Raw genomic sequence first — 23,089 nt, 5'->3', positions numbered from 1 at the left:
TGTCGAGGTCGTCGGCATCCTCGTAGCCGCAGGCGATCGCCAATATGCGCGCGCGCAAAATATCATCGAGATCATGGGTGACGCGGCTCTGGTCGCGAGGATCGGCGATGCACGCGGCAAGCCGCCCGGCAATCCCCATACGTCGCTCAGCCTGAGCGAGTAACAGCACGCCACCGTCCGACGTCAGCCTGCCGCCATCGAAGGCGGCCGTGACTTTGCGGCCATGAACCGCTGGGAATGCGAAAGAGAGTACGCTATTGTCTGCCATGGCGGTCGTGGCACTTTCTGTCCGGCTTGAGGATTGGTCTCAGCAACCCTTCTCTAAACCAAATCAGATAGTTACGCTACGATCGCCAACCCAAAACCGTGCCCCCGGTGCATAAGACGGGTTAGATATGGATTAGGAGACTTGCCGACTTCGAACTTTGACCGAGCGCAAACATATGTGCGCGATCTGAGTTGGTTCCAATAGACCCGGTCGCATTGGTTTCGTCGGACTACAGAGGCGGAAATTATGTGCATTGGCGCGATAGATATCGCGCAGATTGCCGCGGATCCGATCCGCTCTCTGGCGCGCGGTTCGAAGCGCGCCTGATAGGCTCTCTCAAGTGGTGGTGTCGCGGCCGTTCTCGAACAATACCGCCGCGTTGCTTGCTCGGGCCGTTCCGGGATATGATTCGACCGAACATGAATACTTCAAGGGGATGCGGAGGTTTGAGCTTCGTTTCCGCGATACGTACGAAAGGACGCCCCACCCGGTTGCCCGGAGGGGGCGAGTTCCGTTCGCGGGCGGGGAGGAGATGGCCCGCGTCCGGTATGGTGTTAGGCGAGGGTAGCGCTTCTCTCTTTGATCGTGGTCAAAATATGCAATGTGGGGCTGATATGCCCTTCAAGGAGTCATAGTGAAATTTGCGACTGCTTGCATGGCCACGGCGGCGCGAACCTCTGGATGACGGCAGTCGACCGTCGCACTTACGCGCACGGCCCCTTCAGTGCCCGAGCACCAGCGGCAGCTTGCTCTTGGTGAGCATCCGCTTCGTGACGCCGCCAAACGCTTCCAACAGTCGGCCGTGACTATAGGCGCCCATCAGCACATAGTCGGCGTGCCAAAGAGCCGCTTCCTCGGCGATCAACGCGTCCGGCGCGTGAAGTCCGTCGTCGACGATCTTCACGCTCGCGTGCACGCCATGGCGTGACAGATATTCGGCGGCTTCGGTCGGTTCGGTCTTCTCGGCGCCGTCGCGAGCCATGAAGATATGGACGTCGGATGCGAGCTGAAGAAGGGGCACGCAGGCGCGCATCGTGTCTGCCGCAGACGCCTGACCATCCCAGGCGATGAGCGCGCGACCGGCCGCGTTGAGCCGTTCCAGGTTCTCCGGAACAGCAACGATGGGCTTGCGCGCGTGCATCAGAATCCGGCTGGCGATCGTGCGCATATCGGGAAGGGGATAGGCGTCGAGCGTCCGATTGAGCACGATCAGATCCGCGAGCGTCGCCGCCTCGAGGACACAACTGGCGATATCGCCGGTCGCGTCGGTCCAGTCCCAGCGAACGTCTTCATGCGAGAGGCGCTCCGTCAGCGCAGCCCTGTTCTTTGCCTCGTTCTCCCGCTCGTCGGTCAGCATCACGGCTTCACCAAAGCCGGCATAGAGGTCGCCCGCGACCACCGGCGATTGCGTGACGTCGATACAGGTCAGATGCCCATCAAGGGCACGTGTCAGGTCGAGCGCCGTCTGCAGCCTGGCTTCCTGCCCATCGTCGGCGTGAACCAGCAAAAGAATGTTCTTCATCGTCGCCTCCATATTGATGGAGGGACTCTATTTGCGACCCACGGCTCAGAATATGCGGGACTATACTGATGCGAGACAGTCACATGGTGACTGCAGCGATCGCTGGATGGCTGTTCGCTCAGCAACCTGTGGCGGCAAAGCGCCTTCGCGTTGCGGCAAACCAAATGGATGGTGGCATTGTCGGTGGCGTACCCCCGGGGACTGGCCGCCGGCCGGCCGACGGCCTCCGATAGTTTGCGAGTTCAGCGTTGCTCAGAGCCTGATTGGAAATTAAGTTGAGTGGTATCAGTTGGTTAGCTTGACGTCTAACCAAGTCGTTGATTCAGGGGGTTTTGCTACAAACTTCCGGAGATCGACGATGTGGACCGACACCACTCGGGCGCAGTATGCCCGCGCGGACTTGGCTTTGCCAACGGATTTGACCGATGCCGAATGGGCTGTGCTGGAGCCGTTTTTTCCACCGCCCTCGCGGGTGGGCCGTCCGCGCAAGTGGCCGCTGCGACGGATCATCGAGGCGATCCTCTACTTGCTGCGCGGAGGCTTGCCGTGGCGAATGCTGCCGCCGTGCTTTCCACCGGTCTCGACGGTGCGCCGCTGGTTCTACCTGTGGCGCGACAATGGCCAGTGGCTCTCGCTCAACCATGCCCTGTTGCTGATTGAGCGGGAAGCCGTGGGCCGCGAGGCGTCGCCCAGTGCCGGGGTGATCGACAGCCAGAGCGTGAAAACCACCGAAAGCGGCGGTCCTCGCGGCTATGACGCGGGCAAGAAGATCAAGGGCAGGAAGCGCCACATCCTCACCGACACCGATGGCAATCTCGTTCATGCCGTGATCCACACCGCCGACATCCAGGACCGCGACGGTGCCCCGCTGGTGCTGACCGGGATTATCCGGCGCTTCCCGTGGCTGCGTCATGTCTTCGCCGATGGCGGCTATGCCGGAGACAAGCTCAAGGACGCCCTGCGCCGCTTCGGCAAATGGACCATCGAGATCATCAAGAGGTCCGATGCAACGAAAGGCTTCGAGGTGCTGCCCCGGCGGTGGGTGGTCGAACGCACGCTGGCATGGCTGAACCGGAACCGCCGCCTCGCCAAGGACTTCGAACAGACCATCGCCTCGGCAACCGCCTGGATCTTCATCGCCTCAATCCAACTCTTCGTCCGACGCATCGCAACGTCATGTAATTACGACGGATAATTTCGAATCAGACTCTCAGACGAGGCCATGGCTTCCCGCGACGGCAGCCATGACCGTCAGGAGTGACAGGACCAGCACAGCATTATGCATCCGTTGCATGCGATCGAAGACGGCCGCCGGCGTCACCGGATCCGCCAGGCGCCGGTGAGCGACCAACGGCTCGGCTACAAAGAGCATGGCGGCAAATCCGATCCAGAGCAGCAGCATCGCATGCATCCACCAGAAATGCAGGTCGGCGAACCTTTCGAGCATGCCGCCGCGCCCGATCATCCAGCCGCCACTTAACCCGGCGAGCAGCACCCACAGTCGCGCCTGCGCCGCGAACCGCCCCTCGAATGCATGGAAGGTCGCGAGCCGCTCGCCAGGTGGATGGCGTCGCCGGATGGCCGGCATGAGCACCGTCGTGACGAAGGCGACGCCACCGATCCAAAGGACGACAGCTGCCACATGCAGAGTCCGCGCGAGGGCGAGATCGTCGATCACGACTTGTCCGCCGCGCGCCAGAATTCGACATAAAAGCGAACCGGGCCAACCGGGAGTACATGGTGAAGGATTGTCGGCTCGACGACACCGGGCGGCCCGCCAGAGGCCAAAAGCCGTTCGCCCGGCTGCCGGCGGGGATCGGTCACCCTGTAGCGCAACGCGCCTTCGGTCACATGGACGAGCCCCCATGTGCCAGGCTTGGTGTTGTGGTCCCGCAGTAGGGCCGCCGGGATCGTCTCCGACGTAAACTCGGCGGTCCGCCGATAGACGGCAAGCCCATCGGGCAAAGTGAGCGCTGCGGGAGCCAGCTCCATCGGATCAGGCCGCCTCGGCGTAGAGCGCCGCCTCACGCGCGATCAGCACGTCGGCAAGAAACCAATAGGCTTCGCCCCAGGCCGCGAGTACCTGTTCGTCGATCGCGTCACCGAGCACGTCCTTGATCGCCGGCAGCAGGGCATCGGCGACGGCCGGGTAATGCGCGGGCTTGATATGCGTCTCGACATGCCGACTCGCGATGCGCTCGATCGCGGAAGTCAGGACGTCGAGCTTGTCGACATTCTTGGCAAAAGCGAGGATGGCGTCGGCTAGGCGTTTCGGCTGCTCGCCCGACCGTTGCGCGGCCTGATTGAACAATGCCCTTATCTCGGGATCAACAAACAGGCGTTCATACATTCGTGTCGTGATCGCCAAGCCGTGCTGCTGAAGCGCGGGTGCGGTGGATTTGACGATAGCCATCGTTTCAGCCGACATCGTGCGTGCCATCAGATATTCTCCAGATTGGGGCGTTGTGGTGGGATCGGCCGCATGCCCCTCGCTGCGGTCGAACCGGGAAATCAGGCCGCGAGGCGTATGTCTTTGGCATGCGCGGGATAGGGGGCGGGCTGCGTCTCCACGGGAAGCACGGACATGACGATACTCCTGGAGATCGGGCCGGCCTGCGGCCGGTCGGGGAAGGCGATGGCTTGAAGAACAGGGCGAGGCTCAAGCTTTCGGCAATGCGGGCGGCCTTGCCTTGCAACATATGCGCCGCTTCGGGCGTCATCAGCGCGTTCGTGGTTTCCGCCCACAAGGCGAGCCAACGGTCGAACATGGCCGGCGTGATCTGCGCGCGATAGCGTGCGTGCGCCGGCACCGGCTGCCCCTTATAGCGTCCGCTACCGAGCATGACCGAGGACCAGAAGTCGGCAAGCCTGGTCAGATGGCCTGGCCAGTCGTCGATCGCGCCGTTGAAGAGTGGGCCGATCAGCTTATCGGCCCGCACCCGGGCATAGAAAGCGTCGACCAACTGCCGCAGCCCCATTTCGTCGATATCGGTACGCTGCGCCACCGTCTCGTCCTCCAATCATGTATTGGAGATGCATCTATCGGGGCACAGAGAAACATGCATTTGTGATATATACTTATAGTGCTTGGACCGGCTTTCTCCCATATCTGGCGGCATGCGATTGACCCGTTACACCGACTATGCGCTCCGGGTGCTGCTGTATCTCGCCGAGCGTCCCGAACGTGTTTGCGCGATCGCCGAGATCGCCACCGCGCATGCGATTTCCAAGAACCATCTGATGAAGGTCGTCCACGAGTTGGGCAAGGCGGGCTATGTCCAGAGCGTGCGCGGCTGCCACGGCGGCATGCGCCTTTGCCGGCCGCCCGACGCCATCAATATCGGCGCTGTCGTACGGGAGATGGAAGGGGACTTCGACCTTGTCGATTGTGCTTCGTGCGTCATCACGCATCGCTGCGGCCTGCAGGGCGCGCTCGGCGAAGCCCTGGGCGCATTTCTTGCCGTCCTTGACGATTATTCGTTGGCGGACCTGTCCCGTCAGGCGCCAGCATCGCTGACGAATGCTCAGATCACCTCTCCAATGCTGGGGTCGGTGCAACGGCCCTTTGCGACGTCCTGACTGGGAATTCGGGGTGGCCGGACGCCCCCGATCGGTCAGTGCAAGAGGACGGGTAGCATCAGTAGGCTCGCTGCGACGCTCGCGATCAGGGCCAGGGCGGCAGATCTGCCCCGATGCCTCCCGGCCAGGCTGATCGTGGCCCCGGCCTTGACGAGGGTGTTGAGCATGACCGGGGCGGCCAGAACAAGGCCCGCCGTTCGTCCGTCCAGCACGCCCTTTGGCAACCCGCCCATCGTGATGATAGCGGAATCGACATCCACCATCCCCGACAGGGCCAGAACCGTGGCAAGGCCGGCATCGCCAAACCGACCGAGCACCCAACGCGAGGCCAGCGACAGAACCATCACCAGCGCCATGAGGCCGAGCGCCGGCGCGAGGTTGAACGGGTTGCGAACAGGAACTTCCCGGCTGGACGATGAGGGCAACAGCGCCGCTGCCCGGAGCTGCCAAGCCGTGGCGAGGGCACTGACCACCGCCGCCGGCGCGACCAGCAGCGCAAGCGCCGGCAGCGCAAATGGCGCCAGCACGCCCACTAGCACCAGCACGCGCACCAGCATGACCACGGAGGCGGTGGTGATCCCTGCTATCAGAATGGGAGCATTTTCCGTACCGTCGCGCAGCCGGGTCGCCAAAGCGGCGGTTACCGCCGTGGATGAGACCATGGCGCCGGCAGCGGCCGTTGCGAGTGTCCCGCGAGATGCGCCCAGGCGCTTGCTGGCCATATAGCCGGCGAAGGAAAAGCCCGAAACAAGGACGACCACCATCCACAGTTGCCGCGGATTCCAGGCATCGTAGGGACCGTAAGGGCGATCGGGAAGGATTGGCAGGACGGCGAGCGAGATCAGTGCGAATCGGGCGATTGCGCTTACCTCAACCTCGCTCAACCGCCCGATCCAGCCGTGAAGCTGCGAGCGGAGCGCAAGTACCAGCGTCATCAAAACTGCGATGATCGTGGCGAGGCGTTCCTGCTGGCTTGTCGCGAGGAACCCGCAGCCGAGCGTCAGCATCCCGGCAAGGCTCGCTGTTCCGCTGACCGGTCCGCCACGCCATGCCGCCTGCGCATATCCCATCAGGACCAGCATGGCCGCAGATGCGATCAGGATGATCGCCACGCCGGACTCGATCGACCGAAGGGCGCCCGCGACGCCGCCGGCCAGCCCCAGAAGTCCAAAGGTCCGGATGCCCGCGAAGCGGGAGCCGGCCGGTTCATGGCGCAAGGTCCAGCCACGCTGGACGCCGATGAGAAGGCCAAGGGCCAGCGCTAGCGCGATGCCGGCTATGGTAGCAACGCCTCCGGCTATCGCAAAATCCATCTCAAACGCCGTCACTTATGTCCTCGGTTCTGAATGCAAGGTCGTCCAATGGCCTTGATGCGACCGTATGACCCAATCCAAATGCGAATATCTATTGGCTGCGGGTAGCGGCCAAGGCTCACGGCGCCAATCTTAGCGAGCATAATAGGATAACAGGAATGACGATCAGAGGAATCCGTAAGTACCCGTAATGTGCCGGTAGTCGGCTTGCACCAGAATGATCTTGAAGCAGGCCGGCGACGCAGCACGTCGCTCACTTCGAACAGGAAGAGAATGGATGCCGATCGCCACTGACCAGCGACCTACCGCGCCATCCCGGTCCGGGCTGACCGCAGCGGAGGCCCGGCGACGCCTTGATGCCCAGGGACCGAACGAACTGCCTAGAGCAGGGCGGCGCACGGTGCCGCACATTCTCGCTGAAGTGGTCCGGGAGCCGATGCTGGCGCTGCTGCTTGCGGGCGGCGTCGCCTATATGCTGCTGGGTGACCTTGGCGAAGCGCTCATCCTCCTTGGCTTCGCGACCTTTTCGATCGGCATCACGGTCATCCAGGAAAGCCGCACCGAGCATGTCCTAGAGGCGCTGCGCGACCTGTCGGCGCCGCGTGCGCTGGTGATCCGCGACGGGACCCGCATCCGCATTGCCGGGCGCGAGGTGGTCGATGGCGACCTGCTCGTCCTGGAGCAGGGGGACAGGGTCGCCGCCGACGCGATGCTGATCGCGGCGGACGATCTTCAGGCCGATGAATCGCTGCTTACCGGTGAGTCCGTACCTGTCCGCAAGCAGGCGGTGCTTCAGGGCGAGGAATCGTTGCGGCGACGGCCGGGCGGGGAGGACCAGCCGCTTGTCTATTCGGGCTCGCTCATCACCCGCGGCTCGGGGCTGGCGCTGGCGATCGCGACCGGCCCGCGCAGCGAGATCGGCAAGATCGGCCAGTCGCTCTCGACGCTCGATGCCGAGCCGCCGCGCCTACGCCGGGAAACCGCCCGGATCGTCCGGCTCTGCGCGATCGGAGGCGGCTTCGTCGCCCTCCTTGTCGTCTTGCTCTTCGGGCTCCTGCGCGGAGGATGGATCGACGCTATGCTCGCGGGAATCGCGATCGGCATGTCCATGCTGCCGGAGGAGTTCCCGGTGGTCCTCACGATCTTCCTCGCGATGGGGGCATGGCGCATTGCCCAAGCCGGCGTCCTCACGCGCCGGGCGGCCGCCATTGAGACGCTCGGTTCCGCGACAATATTATGCACCGACAAAACCGGAACTCTCACCGAGAACCGGATGGCCGTGACGGAGCTGTGGCTGGCGTCGGGCGAGACGGCGACGGTCGACGGCGTGACCGAGCCTTCGACCCGGTTTCACGAACTCCTGGATACCAGTATCCTGGCCAGCGCCCCGGTGCCGGTCGATCCGATGGAGGTCGCCTTTCACCAGGCAGGCGCGGGCATCCCGGACCTTGCAGAACGCCGTGCCAAGCTCAGTTTGGCCCACAGCTATGGACTGCGGCCTGAATTGCTGGCGATGTCGAACGTCTGGCAAGCGCCCGACCCCGAGGCGGCCTGCACGGTGGCGGCCAAGGGCGCGCCGGAGGCCATCGCTGCGCTCTGTCATCTGTCGCCGGATGAGCGCGCGCGCCTGAAGGCTGCCGTCGATACCATGGCTCTAAGGGGCATGCGCGTGCTGGGTGTCGCAACGGCATCGACTGGCCCGGGCGACAGCTTGCCGGAATCCCAGCAGGAGCATGATTTTGCCCTGATCGGTCTGATCGGCCTTGCCGATCCCCTGCGCGCCAGTGTGCCGGCCGCCGTGGCCGAATGCCGTAGCGCCGGGATCAGGGTCGTGATGATCACGGGCGACTACGCTGCCACCGCGCGAGCGATAGCGACGCAGGCCGGAATCATGGACGGCGATGTGCTGACCGGGACCGAGCTCGCTGCCCTGGACGACGCGGCGCTTGCAGAACGGCTGAAGACGGTGACAGTCTTCGCGCGGATCATGCCGGAGCAGAAGCTGCGGATCGTGGCGGCATACAAAGCGGATGGCGAAATCGTCGCCATGACCGGAGACGGGGTGAATGACGCACCGTCGCTCAAGGCCGCGCATATCGGCATCGCCATGGGTAAGCGCGGCACCGATGTCGCCCGGGAAGCCTCGGCGATCGTCCTGCTCGACGATGATTTCGGGTCGATCGTGAAGGCGGTGCGGCTCGGGAGGCGCATCTACGACAATATCCGCAAGGCGATGGCCTTCATCTTTGCCGTCCATGTTCCGATCGCAGGCCTCGCGCTGCTGCCGCTTGCCTTCGGCCTGCCCATCCTGTTCGGGCCGATCCATATCGCGTTGCTCGAGATGATCATCGATCCTGTCTGCGCGCTCGTCTTCGAAGCCGAGCGCGAGGAGCAGGATCTGATGAACCGTAAGCCGCGCCACCCCGAGGAACGGCTCTTCTCGCTGCGCATGATCGGCTGGAGCGTGTTCCAGGGCGGGCTGGGCTTTGTGCTGCTCGCCGGGATATTTCTGGCATCGAGCTATTCCGGCATGCCGGAAGCCGATGCGCGCGCGTTGACCTTCTTTTCGCTCATCGGCGTGATCCTGGTGCTGATCCTAGTCAATCGCTCGTTCGACACATCGCTCCTTCACGCGCTGGTCCGGGGCAATGCGGCCCTGCGCTACGTCCTGGGCGCGGTGGTTGCGGTCGCGGCCATCATCATGACCGTTCCCGCACTTCGTAGCCTGCTTAAATTCGGTCCGCTCCATGGCCCCGACCTCGCGATCACCATGGGGTCAGCAGCGTTGCTCCTGATCCTGCTTGAGGCGAGCAAGATGGTCGAGTTGCGGTGGGCGTCAAGCTTTGCACGGCAGCCGCGAACGTGACACGTGCCTATGATGCATCCGATTGAGGCTGGAATCGCGAGCGTGCAAATATATCCCATGCAGCGATGAACAAAGCCGCCGCCACCGGACCGATCACGAGCCCGTTGAAGCCGAGTACTTGCAGACCGCCGAGGGTGGAGATCAGGACGACATAATCGGGCATGCGCGCGTCCCGACCCACCAGGATCGGGCGCAGGAGATTGTCCACGAGGCCGATCACGAACAGGCCGCACAGGATCAAAATGACGCCTTCCCAGACCGCGCCGGTTACGAGCAGATAGACGGCGACCGGCGCCCAGACGATGCCTGTCCCGATCGCCGGCAGAAGCGACAGAAACGCCATCAGCACGCCCCAGAGCAACGCGCTATGGATGCCCAGCGCCCAGAAGACGATCCCGCCGATGGCGCCCTGGATGACCGCAACCACGAGGCTGCCCTTGATCGTCGCCCGAATAACGGCGGCGAATTTCACCAGCAGGGCGGCGCGCTGGTCCGGATCCAGCGGAATGGCCGTTTCCACCCGGGCAGCCACCTGCTTGCCGTCGCGCAAAAGAAAGAAAGTCAGGTAGAGCATGACGCCCAGGGCGACGACGAAGCCGAAGGCGCTCTGGCCGATGCTGAATGCTCGCGCCGTCAGGGTCTGGAAGCTAGCGGCGATCCCGGCGGTCAATTTGGTCCGGACGGAATCGAAATCGCTCAGGCCCAACCCTGTCAGCAGCGACTTCAGCCATTGCGGCAGATGTGCCTGGAACCGGAGGAAGTAGGTGCCGGGATCAGCCTCGCCGCTTTGCATTCGCGCGTAGACGCCCGCCACCTCCTGAAGCAGGAACGCAGAAAGCAGGATGGCGGGGAGGATTACCATCGCCATGATCACGAGCAGCGTCAGCAGAGCGGCAAGGTTGTTCCGCGTCGGCATCGCACGCAGCAGGCGATCGTTGAGAGGCGCGAAGAGGATCGATGCGATGACGCCCCAGAGAATGGCGCCGAACAGCGGTTGCACGATCCACGCGAAGGCCATCGACACGGCCAGGATGAGTACAGCAAAGCTCGTGTCCTCGATGCGGCGCATACGCGGTCCATCAGGCCCTGTCGTGCTCCGCCGCGCTTGCACATCGGATGCAATGTGCGGCGGCGGGCAGCGCCTCGAGCCGTGCCGGCGCTATCGGCTCCCCGCACGTGGTGCACAGGCCATAGGTGTCCGAATCCAGTCTTGCGAGCGCCTGTCGCGTGAGGGCGATTTCGGCCAACGTCGAGCGCTCGACAGCATCCAGTGCTTCATCATCCTGGCGGGCTATCGCCTGTTCTTCGAAATCGGCGTCGAGAGGTTGGCCCTGCTCCTCCTCGATGCGCTCGACTTGGGCGTTCAGTTCGGAGAGGCGATCGGTGAGACGCTGGCGCATAAGGTCGAAATCCATCACGCATCCTGCCTTTCCGCAATCATCGCTGCGACCTCATCGAGCAGGCTCAGGCGCTGCTTTTTCAGGTCTTCGAGTCGGTCATCGGAAGCGGCATCAAGTCCCGCCTCGATCCGGTATATCTGCTGGGCCAACTTATGATGGCGGTCGGCCAGGTCGCGGTAATGCGCGCTCTCCAGCTTCAGCGCGTGAAGGATCTCGCGCTGCGCGGGAAACAGCGCGTGCAGATCGTGGCCAAGTTCACTCATCTTTTCTCCGATCGAAGTTTGTCGTTGGGGACAGGTGTGTAGTTACCGCTCGTACACGGCGGCGCCAGCGCATCGAGCGGGCGGGCATCATGCGGCCAGCCGCTCCTGATACATCGGAGTTGCCGATGCGCGCGCGCGTCGCAGGGCAAGCAACCGCCGTTGGTAACTGCTGACGAACTGCTGATGAATGCAACGGGCTTCAGCACAGCTGGTGATACGGGCCAATGTCCGGTGTGAACGGCAGCGGCCTAGCAGGTAGGAAATGTCGGGATCATCCATGATGGCAGGCCTCCTTCCATGAGAAGGTGCCGCCTGACGGGGTAGATGTCGCTACGTGAATCTCCGCACCAGTTGGATCGATTGGTGCGTCTGCGGGAGGAAGGCTTCTACGCCGAGTCAGCATTCTGCCGCTGGGGCAAGGACCGACACACGGGACGTTTACGAGGGTTGCGCGGCTCCGACATCGGGCAGCTTGTCGCGCTGTGCAAGGGCAATGTCGATCAACGCGGGAAGGCTCGGCACCGCGAGCTTCCGCATCAGCCTCGCGCGATGGATTTCCACTGTCCTGTGGCTGATTCCCAGCTCCCGACCGATTTCCTTGTTGGTAAGCCCGTGCAGGAGCCAGGCCACGACTTCGCGCTCACGTGCCGTCAGCCGATCGATGTCCCTGGCATCGGGCGGCCGGTGAAGGTGTCCGCATTTGCTGGTCGCCAGCTGGATGGCATCCAGAAGACGCTGCTCGGACAGCGGCTTTTCAAGGATGTCGACAGCGCCGGCCCGAATAGCGGCAACGCCAAATGCGAAGTCCGGCGCTGCCTTCGCGAGCAACACAGCTTGCACCGATCCACGCTTGCGAAGGGTGGCGATGGCATCCGACACGTCATCCTGAACACTGTCGGCGTCGAACAGGACGATACCCGGCGCCAGCCGCGTCGAAGCCACAAGAAAGTCGTGAAGCGTCGCAAAGCAACGCGAAGCGACACCACTCAGCGCTGACATCAGTTCAGGGCGCAGCTCGTTGCCGATACAGTAGACTGCGGGAGTTCCCGCAGCCGCCGATAAATCCTTCACCGTCCCGCCTTTCCACTCGTGCAACCTACGAAGGGGGCGGTGGGCATGTCATACGCAATGCTACGGACTCTCCCCGGGAGATTGCGCGTGGGCTCGGCCAAGCGAGGCACGGTCCTGGCAGGGGAAATATAGAGCCGCAAGGCAATGGCAATGCTCGTTGCTGCCGGGTCCACGGCAACGCTGCCGGTTTCATTCTGCTTGAGGACATCATCGCAGAGCCTTCCGGATCGCTGCGTCGAGGCCTTCAGACCCTTGCAAAGTTGGCGCGAGACGGCGGTGCCTGATTTCCGACGATGAAGCGCCCGAAACCCTCGGCGGAATCATGGGCAGGCGATCCCGCCGGCAGGTCCTTCGACCGCCCTCAGACCTTGGTATCCACCAACATGGTCAGGAATCGATGCGGGCGATGATAGTCTTGGTATAACGGTCATCACCTGCATCATAGCCATCGAACGGATTGAACGGCTCTGAGGTGATGACCGCACCGCGAAGACCCGAAAGCTTGAAGGTGCCCAGTTTCGTTTCGGTGGACCTGGCGCCATTGCGCTCGATAACCACAGCATCCGCGAACCGGTCGCCGTGCCGCGTGTAGAGGATGTGCGGCGCAAGGATCACCAGCCCACGATTGTAGCTTGCCCGCACACACAGCTGATGGGTGATCGCGTGGGCGAAGACGCTCTCTCCCTCATCTTCCGGCGCGTTTCCGCCGCCTGAATGGCGGAGCGTCAAGGTTTTGCGAATCTGCATCATGCCACTGGCTATTCACCGTCTCAGGTCGTTGCAAGAACGAACCTGAAGATATTGCGATGAGGAAATCCAATGCTGGACACATCCCGCATTTGGTGACCTCGCCATAGCATAACGATCGCGCGATAGTCTCGACCAATAGACGTTCGCGCGCACGTGAGAGGGCACAGCGGGCGCGAACGGCGTTGTCGGAATGGCCGGTAGCGCCTGGAATCGTATCATGCACGCATGAGAAATATCCACCCGCATCGCCGCCGAATGGACACGCAACATTCGAGGTCGTCTCGATTTCCGCCGCGGCGCGAGAGCCTGTTTCCGGTGGCGTCGAGCGGGACCGTAAGGCCCGTCCAGGTGCCAAACCTACTGAGCGATCCACGCGACGAGAGCGCTCATCGTCGCGCCTGTAAGTAGATGACCCGATAGGGAAGCAATGTCGCATAGCCTACGGATATCTTCTGTCGATACCTTGGGAATTCGTCCCGGCAACGCGACACATCGTAGGAGGCCCGCCAGTGAGTTACGCAACTTTGATGGTGCATCTGGAGCTCGGCCGGTCCAATGCCGCGCTGCTCAATGTTGCTGCCGACCTGGCCGAACGATCGCAGGCTGGCGTCATCGGAATTGCCGCGTCCCAGCCGTTGATGGCGACGGCATTTGCTGGCGCTTATGTTTCCGGTGAAGCGGTCGAACTGGATCGTGGCGAAATTGAAAGCGAAGCCAAGGAGGCCCAGGCAGAGTTTCGAACTCTGCTGGACGGTCGAGTCGCGGATATTGAATGGCGCTGCGTGGAGATGGCCACGCCGCTTGCGGACTATTTCGCACGCGAGGCACGCGGCGTCGATGTCATCCTGACCGCACCGGATCGTGGCGGCTCGCTGCTTCCCGATACACGACGCGCAAATATCGGCGATCTGGTGATGCAGACCGGGCGACCGGTAATTGTCGTTCCTACGCACGCTAAGGGGCTGCGACCGGAGCAGGTGCTGGTGGCCTGGAAGGACAGCCGTGAAGCCCGGCGTGCCGCACTTGATGCATTGCCGCTACTGGAAATGGCCGGCCATGTGACTGTTGTCGAGGTCGCTAGGGAGGAGGACGAAGCTGCGGCCGGTCGGCGGCTGACCGATGTGGCCGCATGGCTCAAAAGACACGGTATTCTGGCGGAGACGCTGGTGGCGCCGTCGACCGGCGATGATGTGGCTGCCCTTGCGGCGGTCGCTCGCGCTCAGCACGCCGATGTCGTTGTCGCCGGAGCATATAGGCACGGCCGGCTCCGGGAATGGGCGTTTGGTGGCGTGACCGCCGATCTGTTGCTGGATCCCGTAAGATGCACAATGCTGTCCCATTGACCGCTGTCGACATAGGGGGCGGGCGGTCGCTGGCTCCAAAAGCAAACGCGCGATCAGCGCAAGTGATCGTGACGTCGCAAAAGATCGTGCTGGTCCTGGTCACACTCGGCCTCGCAAGCTGTAACAAGATGGTGGATCCACGCAGCAATGACACCAACAGAAGGGCGGCCGCGGCGGCGGTGACCCAATATGAGATAAACACGGAAGGGGCCAGCGCGGCGGATCGGTGCCTACAGGCCGGGTTGGCGGCCGCAGCCTATCTGCAGGCCCAGGATGAAAGCAACTACGCAAAGTGGAGGGCACTGGAGGAGGCCAGCTGTGCTGAAACGAAGACAGCAAGATAGCACTGATCAATGCCTCAAGTGGCTAGCTGATGCGGAACGCGGCGGGTTGAGGCAAGGCTGAGCGGTCCGGCGGGCAGCCCGCGCCACAATCCGCCGCTCCGATTGAGATATACCGAGATGATGGACGGTCAACATGGCTTATGTTCCTTTGTGCCGCGGTCGTTTCGTAAGCACCGCCACCAAATTCTGCACCGCATCCCGCAACGAGACGACCGCCTCTGGAGAAAGGTCAAGGCCTTCGCCCAGCGTCGCGGGCACGCTACTCGCCGGCACCCGCAGGCGGCGCCCGGCCTCGGTCAGCGCAACGATCACGCGGCGCTCGTCGGCGAGATCCCGTCGACGCGTGAGAAGTCCGGCAGCCTCCATCCGTTTCAGGAGCGGCGTGAGCGTTCCACTGTCCAGATGCAGCGTGGCGCCGAGCTCGCCAATGGTGTGGGGCTCAGACTCCCAGAGCACCAGCATGACAAGATACTGGGGGTAGGTGAGACCGATCTTTGACAGAACCGGACAATAAAGCCGGGTCAAAAGGTTCGAGGCGGCATAAAGCGGGAAGCAGACCTGACGGTCCAGTCGCAGGGGATCGTCCTCCGTCATCGCCGTTTCCGCCGAGATCTCGTCAGCGTCCGCTTCCCGCCTCACCATCAGCGCGTGCTCACGCTAATCGCGACGTCCACATTACCCCGGACTGCGTTCGAGTAAGGGCAGACGGCATGCGCGGCTGCGATCAGCTCTTCGGCGGCGACCTGCTCCAGGCCCGCGATCGAAACGTCGAGAGCGGCGGCCAATTTGAAACCGCCGCTGCCGTTGGGCAGAAGGCTGACCGTGGCGACCACTTCAAGATCATCATCGGCAATAGCGAGCTTCTTGCTTCGCGCGACGTGAATGGCCGCATTCTCGAAACAGGCGGCATAGCCGGCCGCGAACAGCTGCTCCGGATTGGTGGCTCCGCCCTTGCCTCCCAGCCCCGTCGGCAGGGCCAGGGAAAGTTCGAGCAGTCCGTCATCGCTGCGAACCGTGCCCGCACGGCCGCCCACGGCTTTGACTCTCGTCGTATACAGTGTGCTCATGATAATTCTCCAGTTGAAATGGTATGCACACCCGGCGTTCCATTGTTCTCGGAGCCGCTGCCCTCAATATCTTCGAGTCGCGGATGTGCCAGACAGCGTGGCCATGCCTATGACGAAGCGGTACTTCACGTTCGTCCGTGTCAAGCATTCGCGGGCGTCGCTGATATTGCCGATCACGATCGTCTCGCAGTCGGGACCGATGTTCTCTGCGGCACAGAAGCTGGGCAACTCCGGGGATGGAATGATCTCCTTCTCGTTCGATCGCAGTCACGTCCCGTGATTATCGCTCACGAGGCGCCAGGATCCGTTCCCACGGATCCGACTGATGGGTGCACACAATCAAATTGCATACAATATAATGTTGAACAATATATTTCTCAGATTCTAGGATGGAATCGCGTGAAGATGGCCGGGCAGGCGCGGGGCCCAGCTGCAAGAAGGGGAGGCGGCTAAGGTCCAGCCCAGCCAACGTCCGACGATCCCGACCCCGAAGCGACGCGAGGTACGACCGATTTTCTCCATTCCTACTCAATGCCGCAGATCGGCAGAGTCGACGCGGCCCGCCGGTCCGACCCTTGCCGGACCCGCACTCATATGCCAGCTATTGTCTGCTTGGCCTATGAAGAGTGTCGTCGAGTGGGGGGATGCAGGTTTCGTCCGGAATCGCCGTCTCGATCCCGGTCTCGATCTCCGTTATCGCACGAGCGCGACGCCTATTCTGAACCGCGTCATGCGCCGATCATAGTCGAGCAGGTTCTCGCCATAGCCAACGAAACTCTGTCCGAACAGATAAAGGTCCGGACCACCCCCCAGCAGACGAGGCAGCGGATAGGAGAGATCGGCACTGAGCGCGCCCTTGCCGCTCGAAAAGTTGAACCGGGTGGAGGTGGAGAGGCGCAGTCCTTCATCCTCCCCGATCTCCACGAATAGCCCCGTGATGCCGCGGTATCGGCGGATATCGGGATTGTCCGACTTGTCGCCGACGAAAAGCGCCAGACGTGGTGCGACCGAGAGGCGATAGTCTCCGCCGAGCGGGATCGCCGCCATCGGCGCGACATAGACGCTGTTGATGCTGCGCGACGCCGCGCCGTCGCGCCCGTTCGATTCATGCCGGATACCGCCCTGCGCGCTCACCGAGATGCCGTTCGACAAAGTGGCGGAAGGGGTCAGATAGAAGAGTTCGGGCTGATAATCGACATTGCGGAACGGCGAGGAGTTCCCGCCCAGGTCCCAGAACATACGCTGGCTATAGGCGAAGTGAAGCCCATCACGCCAGGACCCCGGCAGCCCATCAGCCCGTCTCGATCCGAACAGCTGGTATTTGAAGCTGATCTGGATCCTTGCCTCACTGTTGGTGCCAGGCCCGTAGACGGCGTAGATCGGCTCATAGGCCGAGAGATTGACGAGAAAGGCATTGCCAGCCGAACGGTCGGCGGGCGGCGGCGCCGCTTCCCGCTCCGGCTCGGAAGGCGCCTGCGGTGCGGATATGGCTTGCGCCACTTGCGTCGCCGACCGCAAAGCAACAGTGATCTGCTGCGAACGCCACGCCGGAATGGAAAGCGTCGCGCCATCCAGCGTCAGGTCGGAAGGCGCGCGAAAGCAATAGCGAGCGCGCATGAACCCGCCAGGCGGCACGGTCAGGCTGGCCGGGACATTCGCGGCGCGTTCGAGCCAGACGGTCCGGACAGATCCGGCAGCCCCGATCCGTGCCTCGATTCGGTCGGGCAAGGATACCGTTTGTGGATCTCGGTCCCCGTTGAGCAATCGCAGATCGACCAGAATGGCGCCGTCCTGGTCGCGCTGGCCGGCGTCGCCGATCAGGATCTCGACCGGCGAGGCGGCATGGGCCGTCGGCGCGAGGAGAATCGATGCGCCAGCCATGAACCAGAAGTGCGGACGGATCGTCATGCGCGCAGGTGCCAACCGCTGTCGCCTGCACCACGGACCGGATAATCGAACAGCCGCGTATGTTCGCGCGCGATCCTGGCGTTGCGCCGCGGTCGCTTGCCCGGCGGGAGGGCGAGGTGAAATGTCCGGTCGGAGAAGACCTGGAGGAGCATTGCGGGCGGAAAAGCCGAGGCGAGCCGGGTAACCGCGGCGCGAATGAATGTCTCTGCAACGTCTTCCAACGGGTCTGGTGGCGAAGTGGCGGCGGATGTGTCCATGTTCCTCATCTCCAATCGGACATGCCCTTCCATCGCCTGACAGCGAGGAACACGCACTACGCGATGACGTAGCCTGACTCAGCATCCTCCCCTGAAACCGCCTCCGATTATACCATCGTTATCAAGCGGCTACTCTCATCTTACCACCACGCATGTCTTTCCGAGAGTCGCCAATTTCACAGAACGGTACTGCAGGGGAGAGATAAGGCGCAACCCCGGCCATCAGTATATTTGCGCCTGGCCCGACACAGAATATGTCCTCCGCCATCCGATTTGTGACGATCCTGCCGCTCCAGCCGTCGTCCATTCCTCACGCTTTCCCGGATGGAAAGAGGAACGAATTAGCGTCGATACGAAACGCATAAGTATAGTTCCCGATGGCGGGGTGGTGCTCCGGCGATGCACATGAACCGCATATCCCGTGGTGATCGGGAATCCAAAACGCCAGGGAGAGGTGCCGGATCGGCTTGGCGACGCCCGTTTTGGGCGGCGGCTTTCGTGCGCTCTGGAGAACCGGATGTTCGACTTCAATGACAAGGTCGCGATCGTGACCGGAGCCGCCAGCGGGCTGGGCGAGGCCATCTCCCGTGAGTTGGCCGCCTCCGGCGCCCGGCTCGTGCTCGCCGATCTCGATATCGACCGCGTACACGCTCTCGCTGCCCAGATCGATGACGGCAGGGCCTTTCCGCTTCGGACGGACGTGGCGAATGCCGCGGATGTCGAGGCGATGGTGGCTTTCGCGGTGAAGACCTTCGGCCGGCTCGATCTTGCCGTGAACAATGCCGGCGTCGGCGGCGCCTCCGCTCCGGCCGGTGAATATGATCTTGCCGAATGGCGGCGCGTGCTCAGCGTCGACATGGACGGCGTGTTCTACGGCATGCGCTATCAGATTCCCGCGATGCTCGCCTCGGGCGGCGGGGCGATCGTCAACATGAGTTCGATCTGCGGCATGCTCGGCCTGCCCGGCACCATCGCTTACGCGGCTGCCAAGCACGCCGTGGTCGGCATGACCCGGACAGCAGCCGTCGACTATGCCCGCAAGGGCATTCGCATCAACGCGGTGGGGCCAGCGGTCATCGATACGCCGCTGATCCGGGCGCAGGGCGAACCGTCGCCCGCGCTGATCGATCAGCATCCCATTGGCCGGCTCGGCCGGCCCGAGGAGGTGGCGGCGCTTGTCGCCTTTCTGCTCTCCGATCGCGCCTCGTTCATGACCGGCGGCTACTATCCCGTCGATGGCGGCTATCTCGCGCAGTGACCGCGTCGCCCACTCCCTTTTCATCAGCACCAGCAGCAAGGAATTTCTCATGTCCCGTATAGCGCTTATCACCGGCGGCGTGAGCGGTATCGGCGCCGCGACCGCACGACTCCTCAAGGCGCATGGCTACACCGTCGTCGCCAATTATTTCGGCAACGAGGCCGAAGCCCAGGCGTTTCACGACGAGACGGGCATTCCGGTCTATGGCTGGAACGTGGGCGATTTTGCCGCGAGCCAGGCGAGCGTCGCCAAGGTCGTGGCGGAGGTCGGGCCGGTCGACATCCTCGTCAACAATGCCGGCATCACCCGCGACGGCACACTCCACAAGATGAGCGAGGAGCAATGGCGCAGCGTGATCGACGTCGACCTCGGCGGCTGCTTCAACATGTGCCGCGCGGTGATCGAGGGCATGCGTGAGCGGCGCTTCGGCCGGATCGTCAATGTGAGTTCGGTCAACGCGCTGTCGGGGCAGTTCGGCCAGACCAACTATGCCGCCGCCAAGGCGGGCGTGATCGGCTTCACCAAGGCGCTCGCGCTCGAGGGCGCGGCGCGCAACGTCACGGTCAATGCGATAGCGCCGGGCTATACCGACACCGCCATGGTCGCCGCGGTATCGGCGGAGGCGATGAAGGCTGTTCTTGGCGCCGTTCCCGTGGGCCGTCTCGGCACGCCCGATGAGATCGCGCGCGGCGTCCTCTTCCTTGTCGAGGACGAAGCCGGCTTTGTCACCGGCGCCACGCTTTCGATCAACGGCGGCAAATACATGGCCTGAAGCGGCCGAATGGAAGGAGAAGATCATGACCAGGAATGTTGTTCTTTGCGCACCCGTGCGAACCGCGATCGGAAGCTATGGCGGCAGCCTCAAGGACATGGCCGCGCCGAGACTCGGCAGTATCGCCATTGCCGAGACGCTCAAGCGCGCCGGCGTAACCGGCGACGCGATCGATACGGTCGTCATGGGCCAGGTGGTGCAGGCCGGGGCGAAGATGAACCCGGCGCGGCAGGCGGCGATCGGTGGCGGAATCCCTGACACTGTGCCGGCGATGACCGTCAACCGGGTCTGCGGCTCCGGAGCCCAGGCGATCGCCACTGCCGCGCAGGAGATCATGCTGGGCCTGACGAATGCCGCTGTCGCGGGCGGGATGGAGAATATGGACCAGGCGCCCTACCTTATCGAGAAGGGCCGCTGGGGTTATCGCATGGGCGACGGCAAGCTTTTCGACAGCATGCTCCATGACGGTCTCAACGACGCGTTCGTCGATCAGCATTCGGGCTGGGTGACCGAGGACCTCGTCACGAAATTTCAGATCTCGCGCGACGCCCAGGACAGTTGGGCAGTGCGCTCGCAACAGCGGTTCAGTACGGCCCAGGCGGCCGGCAAGTTCGACAGCGAGATCGTGGCGGTCGAAATTCCGGGACGAAAGGGGCCGACCAGCTTTTCGCGGGACGAGCAGAACCGACCGGATGCGACGCTCGAAAGCCTCGCCCACCTCAAGCCGGCCTTTCGTCCGGAAGGAACAATCACGGCAGGCAATGCGCCCGGCCTCAATACCGGCGCGGCGGCGATGATCGTGGCGAGCGAGGACTGGGCCAGCCAGCACGGCGTAGCTCCGGTCGGTCGGCTGGTCGCTTTCGGCGTGGGTGCGGTGGAGCCCGGACTGTTCGGGCTGGGGCCGGTCCCGGCCGTGCGCCAGGCGCTCACCCGTGCGGGCTGGTCGGTGTCGGATCTCGAACGGGTCGAGATCAACGAAGCCTTTGCCGCGATCGCCATCGCCGTCGTACGGGAACTCGGGCTGCCGGAGGACATCGTCAATGTCGAAGGCGGGGCGATCGCCCATGGCCATCCGATCGGCGCGACGGGCGCGGTGCTGACGACGCGGCTGCTCGAGTCGATGCGGCGCGACGGGCTCAGGCGCGGGCTTGTCACGCTTTGCATCGGGGGCGGGCAGGGCGTTGCCCTGGCTCTTGAAGCCGTCTCCTGAGCGAAGAGGCTTGGGGCGGCGATCGATCTTCCGTCGACGCCGCTCCGGTCCGAACGCAACCGATAAGGTGTCGCGTGCCCATGCTCATCGCGAGCTTTCTGGAAAACCCACTCTCGCAGGGGAACCGGAGAGCCGTGGATAGCGGCACGTCTGTTCATACGGGTGGCGGTCCGGTGACCGGTCGACTAGGCGAATTGCAGAGTTCCGCCGGTACGGCCGAAGGGCTCTCGATTGTGGGGATCGAAAAATCATTCGGCGCCCGAAAGGTTCTCCACGGCGTTTCGCTCACCGTCAAACCGGGCGAGATCGTGGGGCTGCTTGGTCCCAACGGCGCCGGAAAGACGATCTGCTTCTATGCGATCGTCGGCCTGACGAGCGTCGATGCCGGCAGGATCCTGCTTGGCGGAGCGGATGTCACGGCGCTTCCGATGGACAGGCGCGCGGCACGGGGTCTGGGCTATCTTCCGCAGGAGCCATCGGTCTTTCGGGGAATGACGGTGGCGGAAAACATCACCGCGGTGCTCGAGTGCCGCACGGACGATCCCGCGGGGATCGCGGCGCGCCTCGATGATCTGCTCGCCGAATTCAGCATCGCCCATGTCCGCGATACGCCGGCTCCGGCTTTGTCAGGCGGAGAACGCCGCCGCACCGAGATTGCTCGTGCGATGGCCGCGAAGCCGGCCATCATGTTGCTGGACGAGCCCTTTACCGGCATCGACCCCCTGTCGATCGTCGATATCAAGCTGATGGTGCGCGACCTCAAGCAGCATGACGTCGGCGTTCTCATAACCGACCATAATGTCCACGAGATGCTCGAACTGGTCGACCGGGCCTATGTCATCCATGAGGGAAGGGTGCTGTTCGAGGGGACGCCCGACGCGGTGCTTCACAATCCCGATGTGCGCAGACTCTACCTTGGTGAGGACTATGAGCAGTGACCTATCCTTTGGTTGATCATAGCGCTCCGTTGCCGTCGGTCAGCACAGGCCATCTTTGACGGCGTCCTGCTCGTGCTCATGCATCGGGGCGACGCCATGGTGCCAGATTTGCGGTCGGAGTCCATGTCCAACAGGATCGAACATGGAGTTAACCGGAACAGTCTTCGTCCAGGAAGGGCATTCCGCGCGCGATGAGATTCATGGTGCGCTCAAGATAGTCGGATTTGGCGCGAGACGTGTTTTCCAGCTCATGCCGCAGGAGAATGCGCTGCCGCGGGCTTGTGACGAACGCGTCGAAGAGGAAGGCCGCCAGGAACGACAGGTCGACCGAGCTGTCGCTGCCGTCGTTGCGATGGGCCTGCTCGAGAATTGACTGGATGATCGCAATTCCCGCCTTGGCTCCCATCGCAGGCTTGGCCTGGCCGGCTTCCGATTCATGATCGGCGATCCAGTTGATCAGGGAATCCAGGCCGATAACCTCACGCTTGAGCGATGCATCCAGGATTTTCCTGCCGACATGGAGCAGCTTGTCCCGCGTCGAGCCGGCCGGAATGGTCGATGCGATCGGCCTGAGATGATGCGCGATTCCATGCTCGACGGCAGCGACAAGCAGCGCCGTTTTGGACCCGAACCGGGAATAGAGCGTGCGCTTGGAGACGCTGGCGGCGATCGCGATCCCCTCCATGCTGGCGCCTTCCACGCCATGGGCGATGAACTGTTCGAGCGCCACATCAAGAATATGAACGCCCAGTAGCGCCGCGATTTCCTGCGTCGGCCGGCCCCCTTTGGGGTCACGCGGCGGCAGGCGCCTGGCACGTCCGGTTGATGTTGCTCTTGTCATAAAACCGTCTCTAACCCGATCATCCAGGTCTTGCATGAGTTTTGACTTGATCCGGTATCGCCAGGAGGCGATAACAAAACCGCTAAGTATACATACGCATTGTCCGGGGAGGAGCTGTG

26 protein-coding genes and 1 pseudogene are annotated in these 23,089 nt (G+C 63.1%); 9 read left to right on the top strand and 18 right to left on the bottom strand.

Translation table 11 applies throughout. The features are described from left to right. Both V2I08_RS04245 and V2I08_RS04240 read right to left on the bottom strand, forming a co-directional pair. Positions 1 to 268 (bottom strand): transposase (locus V2I08_RS04245; protein WP_349633961.1); only part of this gene is annotated, 268 nt, incomplete at its 3' end. A 721-nt stretch (positions 269 to 989) separates the two neighbouring features. Then, the gene (locus V2I08_RS04240) at positions 990 to 1,790 is read right to left on the bottom strand and encodes a universal stress protein (protein WP_043153872.1); all 801 of its coding nucleotides are present in this window, start codon (positions 1,788 to 1,790) and stop codon (positions 990 to 992) included. Between the two features lie 358 nt (positions 1,791 to 2,148). Here V2I08_RS04240 and V2I08_RS04235 point away from each other — a divergent pair, with 358 nt between their 5' ends. Next, on the top strand, positions 2,149 to 2,985 hold the full coding sequence (locus V2I08_RS04235; protein ID WP_349633960.1) for an IS5 family transposase: 837 nt from the start codon (positions 2,149 to 2,151) through the stop codon (positions 2,983 to 2,985). Positions 2,986 to 3,000: 15 nt separating this feature from the next. Here V2I08_RS04235 and V2I08_RS04230 read toward each other — a convergent pair whose 3' ends face one another. From V2I08_RS04230 to V2I08_RS04215, 4 genes and pseudogenes are all read right to left on the bottom strand, one after another. Beyond that, positions 3,001 to 3,465 (bottom strand): hypothetical protein, encoded by a 465-nt coding sequence (locus V2I08_RS04230; protein ID WP_043153870.1) that lies wholly within the window; start codon positions 3,463 to 3,465, stop codon positions 3,001 to 3,003. Next, positions 3,465 to 3,782 carry a DUF1971 domain-containing protein gene (locus V2I08_RS04225; protein ID WP_043153854.1) on the bottom strand — a complete coding sequence of 106 codons (318 nt, stop codon included), beginning with the start codon at positions 3,780 to 3,782 and terminating at the stop codon, positions 3,465 to 3,467. Before V2I08_RS04225 ends, V2I08_RS04230 begins: the two co-directional genes overlap by 1 nt. Positions 3,783 to 3,786: 4 nt before the next feature. Further along, on the bottom strand, positions 3,787 to 4,230 hold the full coding sequence (locus V2I08_RS04220; RefSeq protein WP_043153852.1) for a globin domain-containing protein: 444 nt from the start codon (positions 4,228 to 4,230) through the stop codon (positions 3,787 to 3,789). Positions 4,231 to 4,414: 184 nt separating this feature from the next. Continuing rightward, positions 4,415 to 4,768, bottom strand: a pseudogene (locus tag V2I08_RS04215) (group III truncated hemoglobin); the annotation flags it as partial. A 139-nt stretch (positions 4,769 to 4,907) separates the two neighbouring features. Here V2I08_RS04215 and V2I08_RS04210 point away from each other — a divergent pair. Further along, positions 4,908 to 5,369 carry an Rrf2 family transcriptional regulator gene (locus V2I08_RS04210; protein WP_043153850.1) on the top strand — a complete coding sequence of 154 codons (462 nt, stop codon included), beginning with the start codon at positions 4,908 to 4,910 and terminating at the stop codon, positions 5,367 to 5,369. Between the two features lie 35 nt (positions 5,370 to 5,404). On the opposite strand, the gene V2I08_RS04205 is transcribed toward V2I08_RS04210, so the two are convergent. Beyond that, complete coding sequence (locus V2I08_RS04205) at positions 5,405 to 6,682, bottom strand: DUF4010 domain-containing protein (RefSeq protein ID WP_043153849.1); 1,278 nt, start codon at positions 6,680 to 6,682, stop codon at positions 5,405 to 5,407. Positions 6,683 to 6,959: 277 nt separating this feature from the next. On the opposite strand from V2I08_RS04205, the gene V2I08_RS04200 reads away from it, so the two are divergent. Beyond that, a complete protein-coding gene (locus tag V2I08_RS04200) occupies positions 6,960 to 9,548 on the top strand; it encodes a cation-translocating P-type ATPase (RefSeq protein WP_043153848.1) in 2,589 nt (862 codons plus the stop codon). Between the two features lie 7 nt (positions 9,549 to 9,555). Here V2I08_RS04200 and V2I08_RS04195 read toward each other — a convergent pair whose 3' ends face one another. From V2I08_RS04195 to V2I08_RS04170, 6 genes are all read right to left on the bottom strand, one after another. Beyond that, on the bottom strand, positions 9,556 to 10,617 hold the full coding sequence (locus V2I08_RS04195; RefSeq protein ID WP_043153847.1) for an AI-2E family transporter: 1,062 nt from the start codon (positions 10,615 to 10,617) through the stop codon (positions 9,556 to 9,558). Positions 10,618 to 10,627: 10 nt separating this feature from the next. Next, the gene (locus V2I08_RS04190; protein ID WP_048576312.1) at positions 10,628 to 10,963 is read right to left on the bottom strand and encodes a TraR/DksA C4-type zinc finger protein; all 336 of its coding nucleotides are present in this window, start codon (positions 10,961 to 10,963) and stop codon (positions 10,628 to 10,630) included. Next, on the bottom strand, positions 10,963 to 11,211 hold the full coding sequence (locus V2I08_RS04185) for a YdcH family protein (protein ID WP_043153844.1): 249 nt from the start codon (positions 11,209 to 11,211) through the stop codon (positions 10,963 to 10,965). Before V2I08_RS04185 ends, V2I08_RS04190 begins: the two co-directional genes overlap by 1 nt. Before the next feature lie 87 nt (positions 11,212 to 11,298). Next, positions 11,299 to 11,490 (bottom strand): hypothetical protein, encoded by a 192-nt coding sequence (locus tag V2I08_RS04180; protein ID WP_152542856.1) that lies wholly within the window; start codon positions 11,488 to 11,490, stop codon positions 11,299 to 11,301. A 159-nt stretch (positions 11,491 to 11,649) separates the two neighbouring features. Continuing rightward, complete coding sequence (locus tag V2I08_RS04175) at positions 11,650 to 12,282, bottom strand: response regulator transcription factor (protein ID WP_152542854.1); 633 nt, start codon at positions 12,280 to 12,282, stop codon at positions 11,650 to 11,652. A gap of 387 nt (positions 12,283 to 12,669) precedes the next feature. Beyond that, positions 12,670 to 13,032, bottom strand: a complete 363-nt coding sequence (locus V2I08_RS04170; protein WP_235209895.1) for a hypothetical protein — start codon at positions 13,030 to 13,032, stop codon at positions 12,670 to 12,672. Positions 13,033 to 13,541: 509 nt separating this feature from the next. Between V2I08_RS04170 and V2I08_RS04165 the strand changes: the two genes are divergently transcribed. Continuing rightward, positions 13,542 to 14,375 (top strand): universal stress protein, encoded by an 834-nt coding sequence (locus V2I08_RS04165; protein WP_051520140.1) that lies wholly within the window; start codon positions 13,542 to 13,544, stop codon positions 14,373 to 14,375. Next, complete coding sequence (locus V2I08_RS04160; protein WP_148564709.1) at positions 14,372 to 14,719, top strand: hypothetical protein; 348 nt, start codon at positions 14,372 to 14,374, stop codon at positions 14,717 to 14,719. The genes V2I08_RS04165 and V2I08_RS04160 overlap by 4 nt, the downstream gene beginning before the upstream one ends. A gap of 138 nt (positions 14,720 to 14,857) precedes the next feature. Here the strand turns inward: V2I08_RS04160 and V2I08_RS04155 are convergent, their stop codons facing one another. The 4 genes from V2I08_RS04155 to V2I08_RS04140 form a co-directional block, all read right to left on the bottom strand. Beyond that, positions 14,858 to 15,313, bottom strand: a complete 456-nt coding sequence (locus V2I08_RS04155) for a MarR family winged helix-turn-helix transcriptional regulator (RefSeq protein ID WP_043153862.1) — start codon at positions 15,311 to 15,313, stop codon at positions 14,858 to 14,860. A 47-nt stretch (positions 15,314 to 15,360) separates the two neighbouring features. Then, the gene (locus V2I08_RS04150; RefSeq protein ID WP_043153838.1) at positions 15,361 to 15,786 is read right to left on the bottom strand and encodes an organic hydroperoxide resistance protein; all 426 of its coding nucleotides are present in this window, start codon (positions 15,784 to 15,786) and stop codon (positions 15,361 to 15,363) included. 693 nt (positions 15,787 to 16,479) lie between these two features. After that, complete coding sequence (locus tag V2I08_RS04145; protein WP_043153833.1) at positions 16,480 to 17,694, bottom strand: phospholipase A; 1,215 nt, start codon at positions 17,692 to 17,694, stop codon at positions 16,480 to 16,482. Next, the gene (locus tag V2I08_RS04140) at positions 17,691 to 17,951 is read right to left on the bottom strand and encodes a hypothetical protein (RefSeq protein WP_048576319.1); all 261 of its coding nucleotides are present in this window, start codon (positions 17,949 to 17,951) and stop codon (positions 17,691 to 17,693) included. The genes V2I08_RS04145 and V2I08_RS04140 overlap by 4 nt, the downstream gene beginning before the upstream one ends. 517 nt (positions 17,952 to 18,468) lie before the next feature. Between V2I08_RS04140 and V2I08_RS04135 the strand changes: the two genes are divergently transcribed. The 4 genes from V2I08_RS04135 (at position 18,469) to lptB (ending at position 22,129) form a co-directional block, all read left to right on the top strand. Next, entirely contained in the window at positions 18,469 to 19,209 is a 741-nt protein-coding gene (locus V2I08_RS04135) for an SDR family NAD(P)-dependent oxidoreductase (RefSeq protein WP_043153829.1), read from the top strand. 49 nt (positions 19,210 to 19,258) lie between these two features. Further along, positions 19,259 to 19,981 carry an acetoacetyl-CoA reductase gene (phbB, locus tag V2I08_RS04130; protein ID WP_043153860.1) on the top strand — a complete coding sequence of 241 codons (723 nt, stop codon included), beginning with the start codon at positions 19,259 to 19,261 and terminating at the stop codon, positions 19,979 to 19,981. A 25-nt stretch (positions 19,982 to 20,006) separates the two neighbouring features. Next, positions 20,007 to 21,191: an acetyl-CoA C-acyltransferase gene (locus V2I08_RS04125; RefSeq protein WP_043153828.1), complete on the top strand. Its 1,185-nt coding sequence runs from the start codon at positions 20,007 to 20,009 to the stop codon at positions 21,189 to 21,191. Positions 21,192 to 21,271: 80 nt separating this feature from the next. Next, positions 21,272 to 22,129, top strand: a complete 858-nt coding sequence (lptB, locus tag V2I08_RS04120; protein ID WP_081764230.1) for an LPS export ABC transporter ATP-binding protein — start codon at positions 21,272 to 21,274, stop codon at positions 22,127 to 22,129. Between the two features lie 148 nt (positions 22,130 to 22,277). Here the strand turns inward: lptB and V2I08_RS04115 are convergent, their stop codons facing one another. Then, on the bottom strand, positions 22,278 to 23,006 hold the full coding sequence (locus V2I08_RS04115) for a TetR/AcrR family transcriptional regulator (protein ID WP_235209893.1): 729 nt from the start codon (positions 23,004 to 23,006) through the stop codon (positions 22,278 to 22,280). Positions 23,007 to 23,089 lie beyond the last annotated feature (83 nt).

Origin of the sequence: Sphingobium sp. MK2, assembly GCF_040170545.1 — a bacterium.
In the GTDB taxonomy this organism is placed as follows: Bacteria; Pseudomonadota; Alphaproteobacteria; order Sphingomonadales; family Sphingomonadaceae; genus Sphingobium.
The sequence above is the reverse complement of the archived record's forward strand: the minus strand, read 5'-3'. Positions and strand labels throughout refer to the sequence as shown.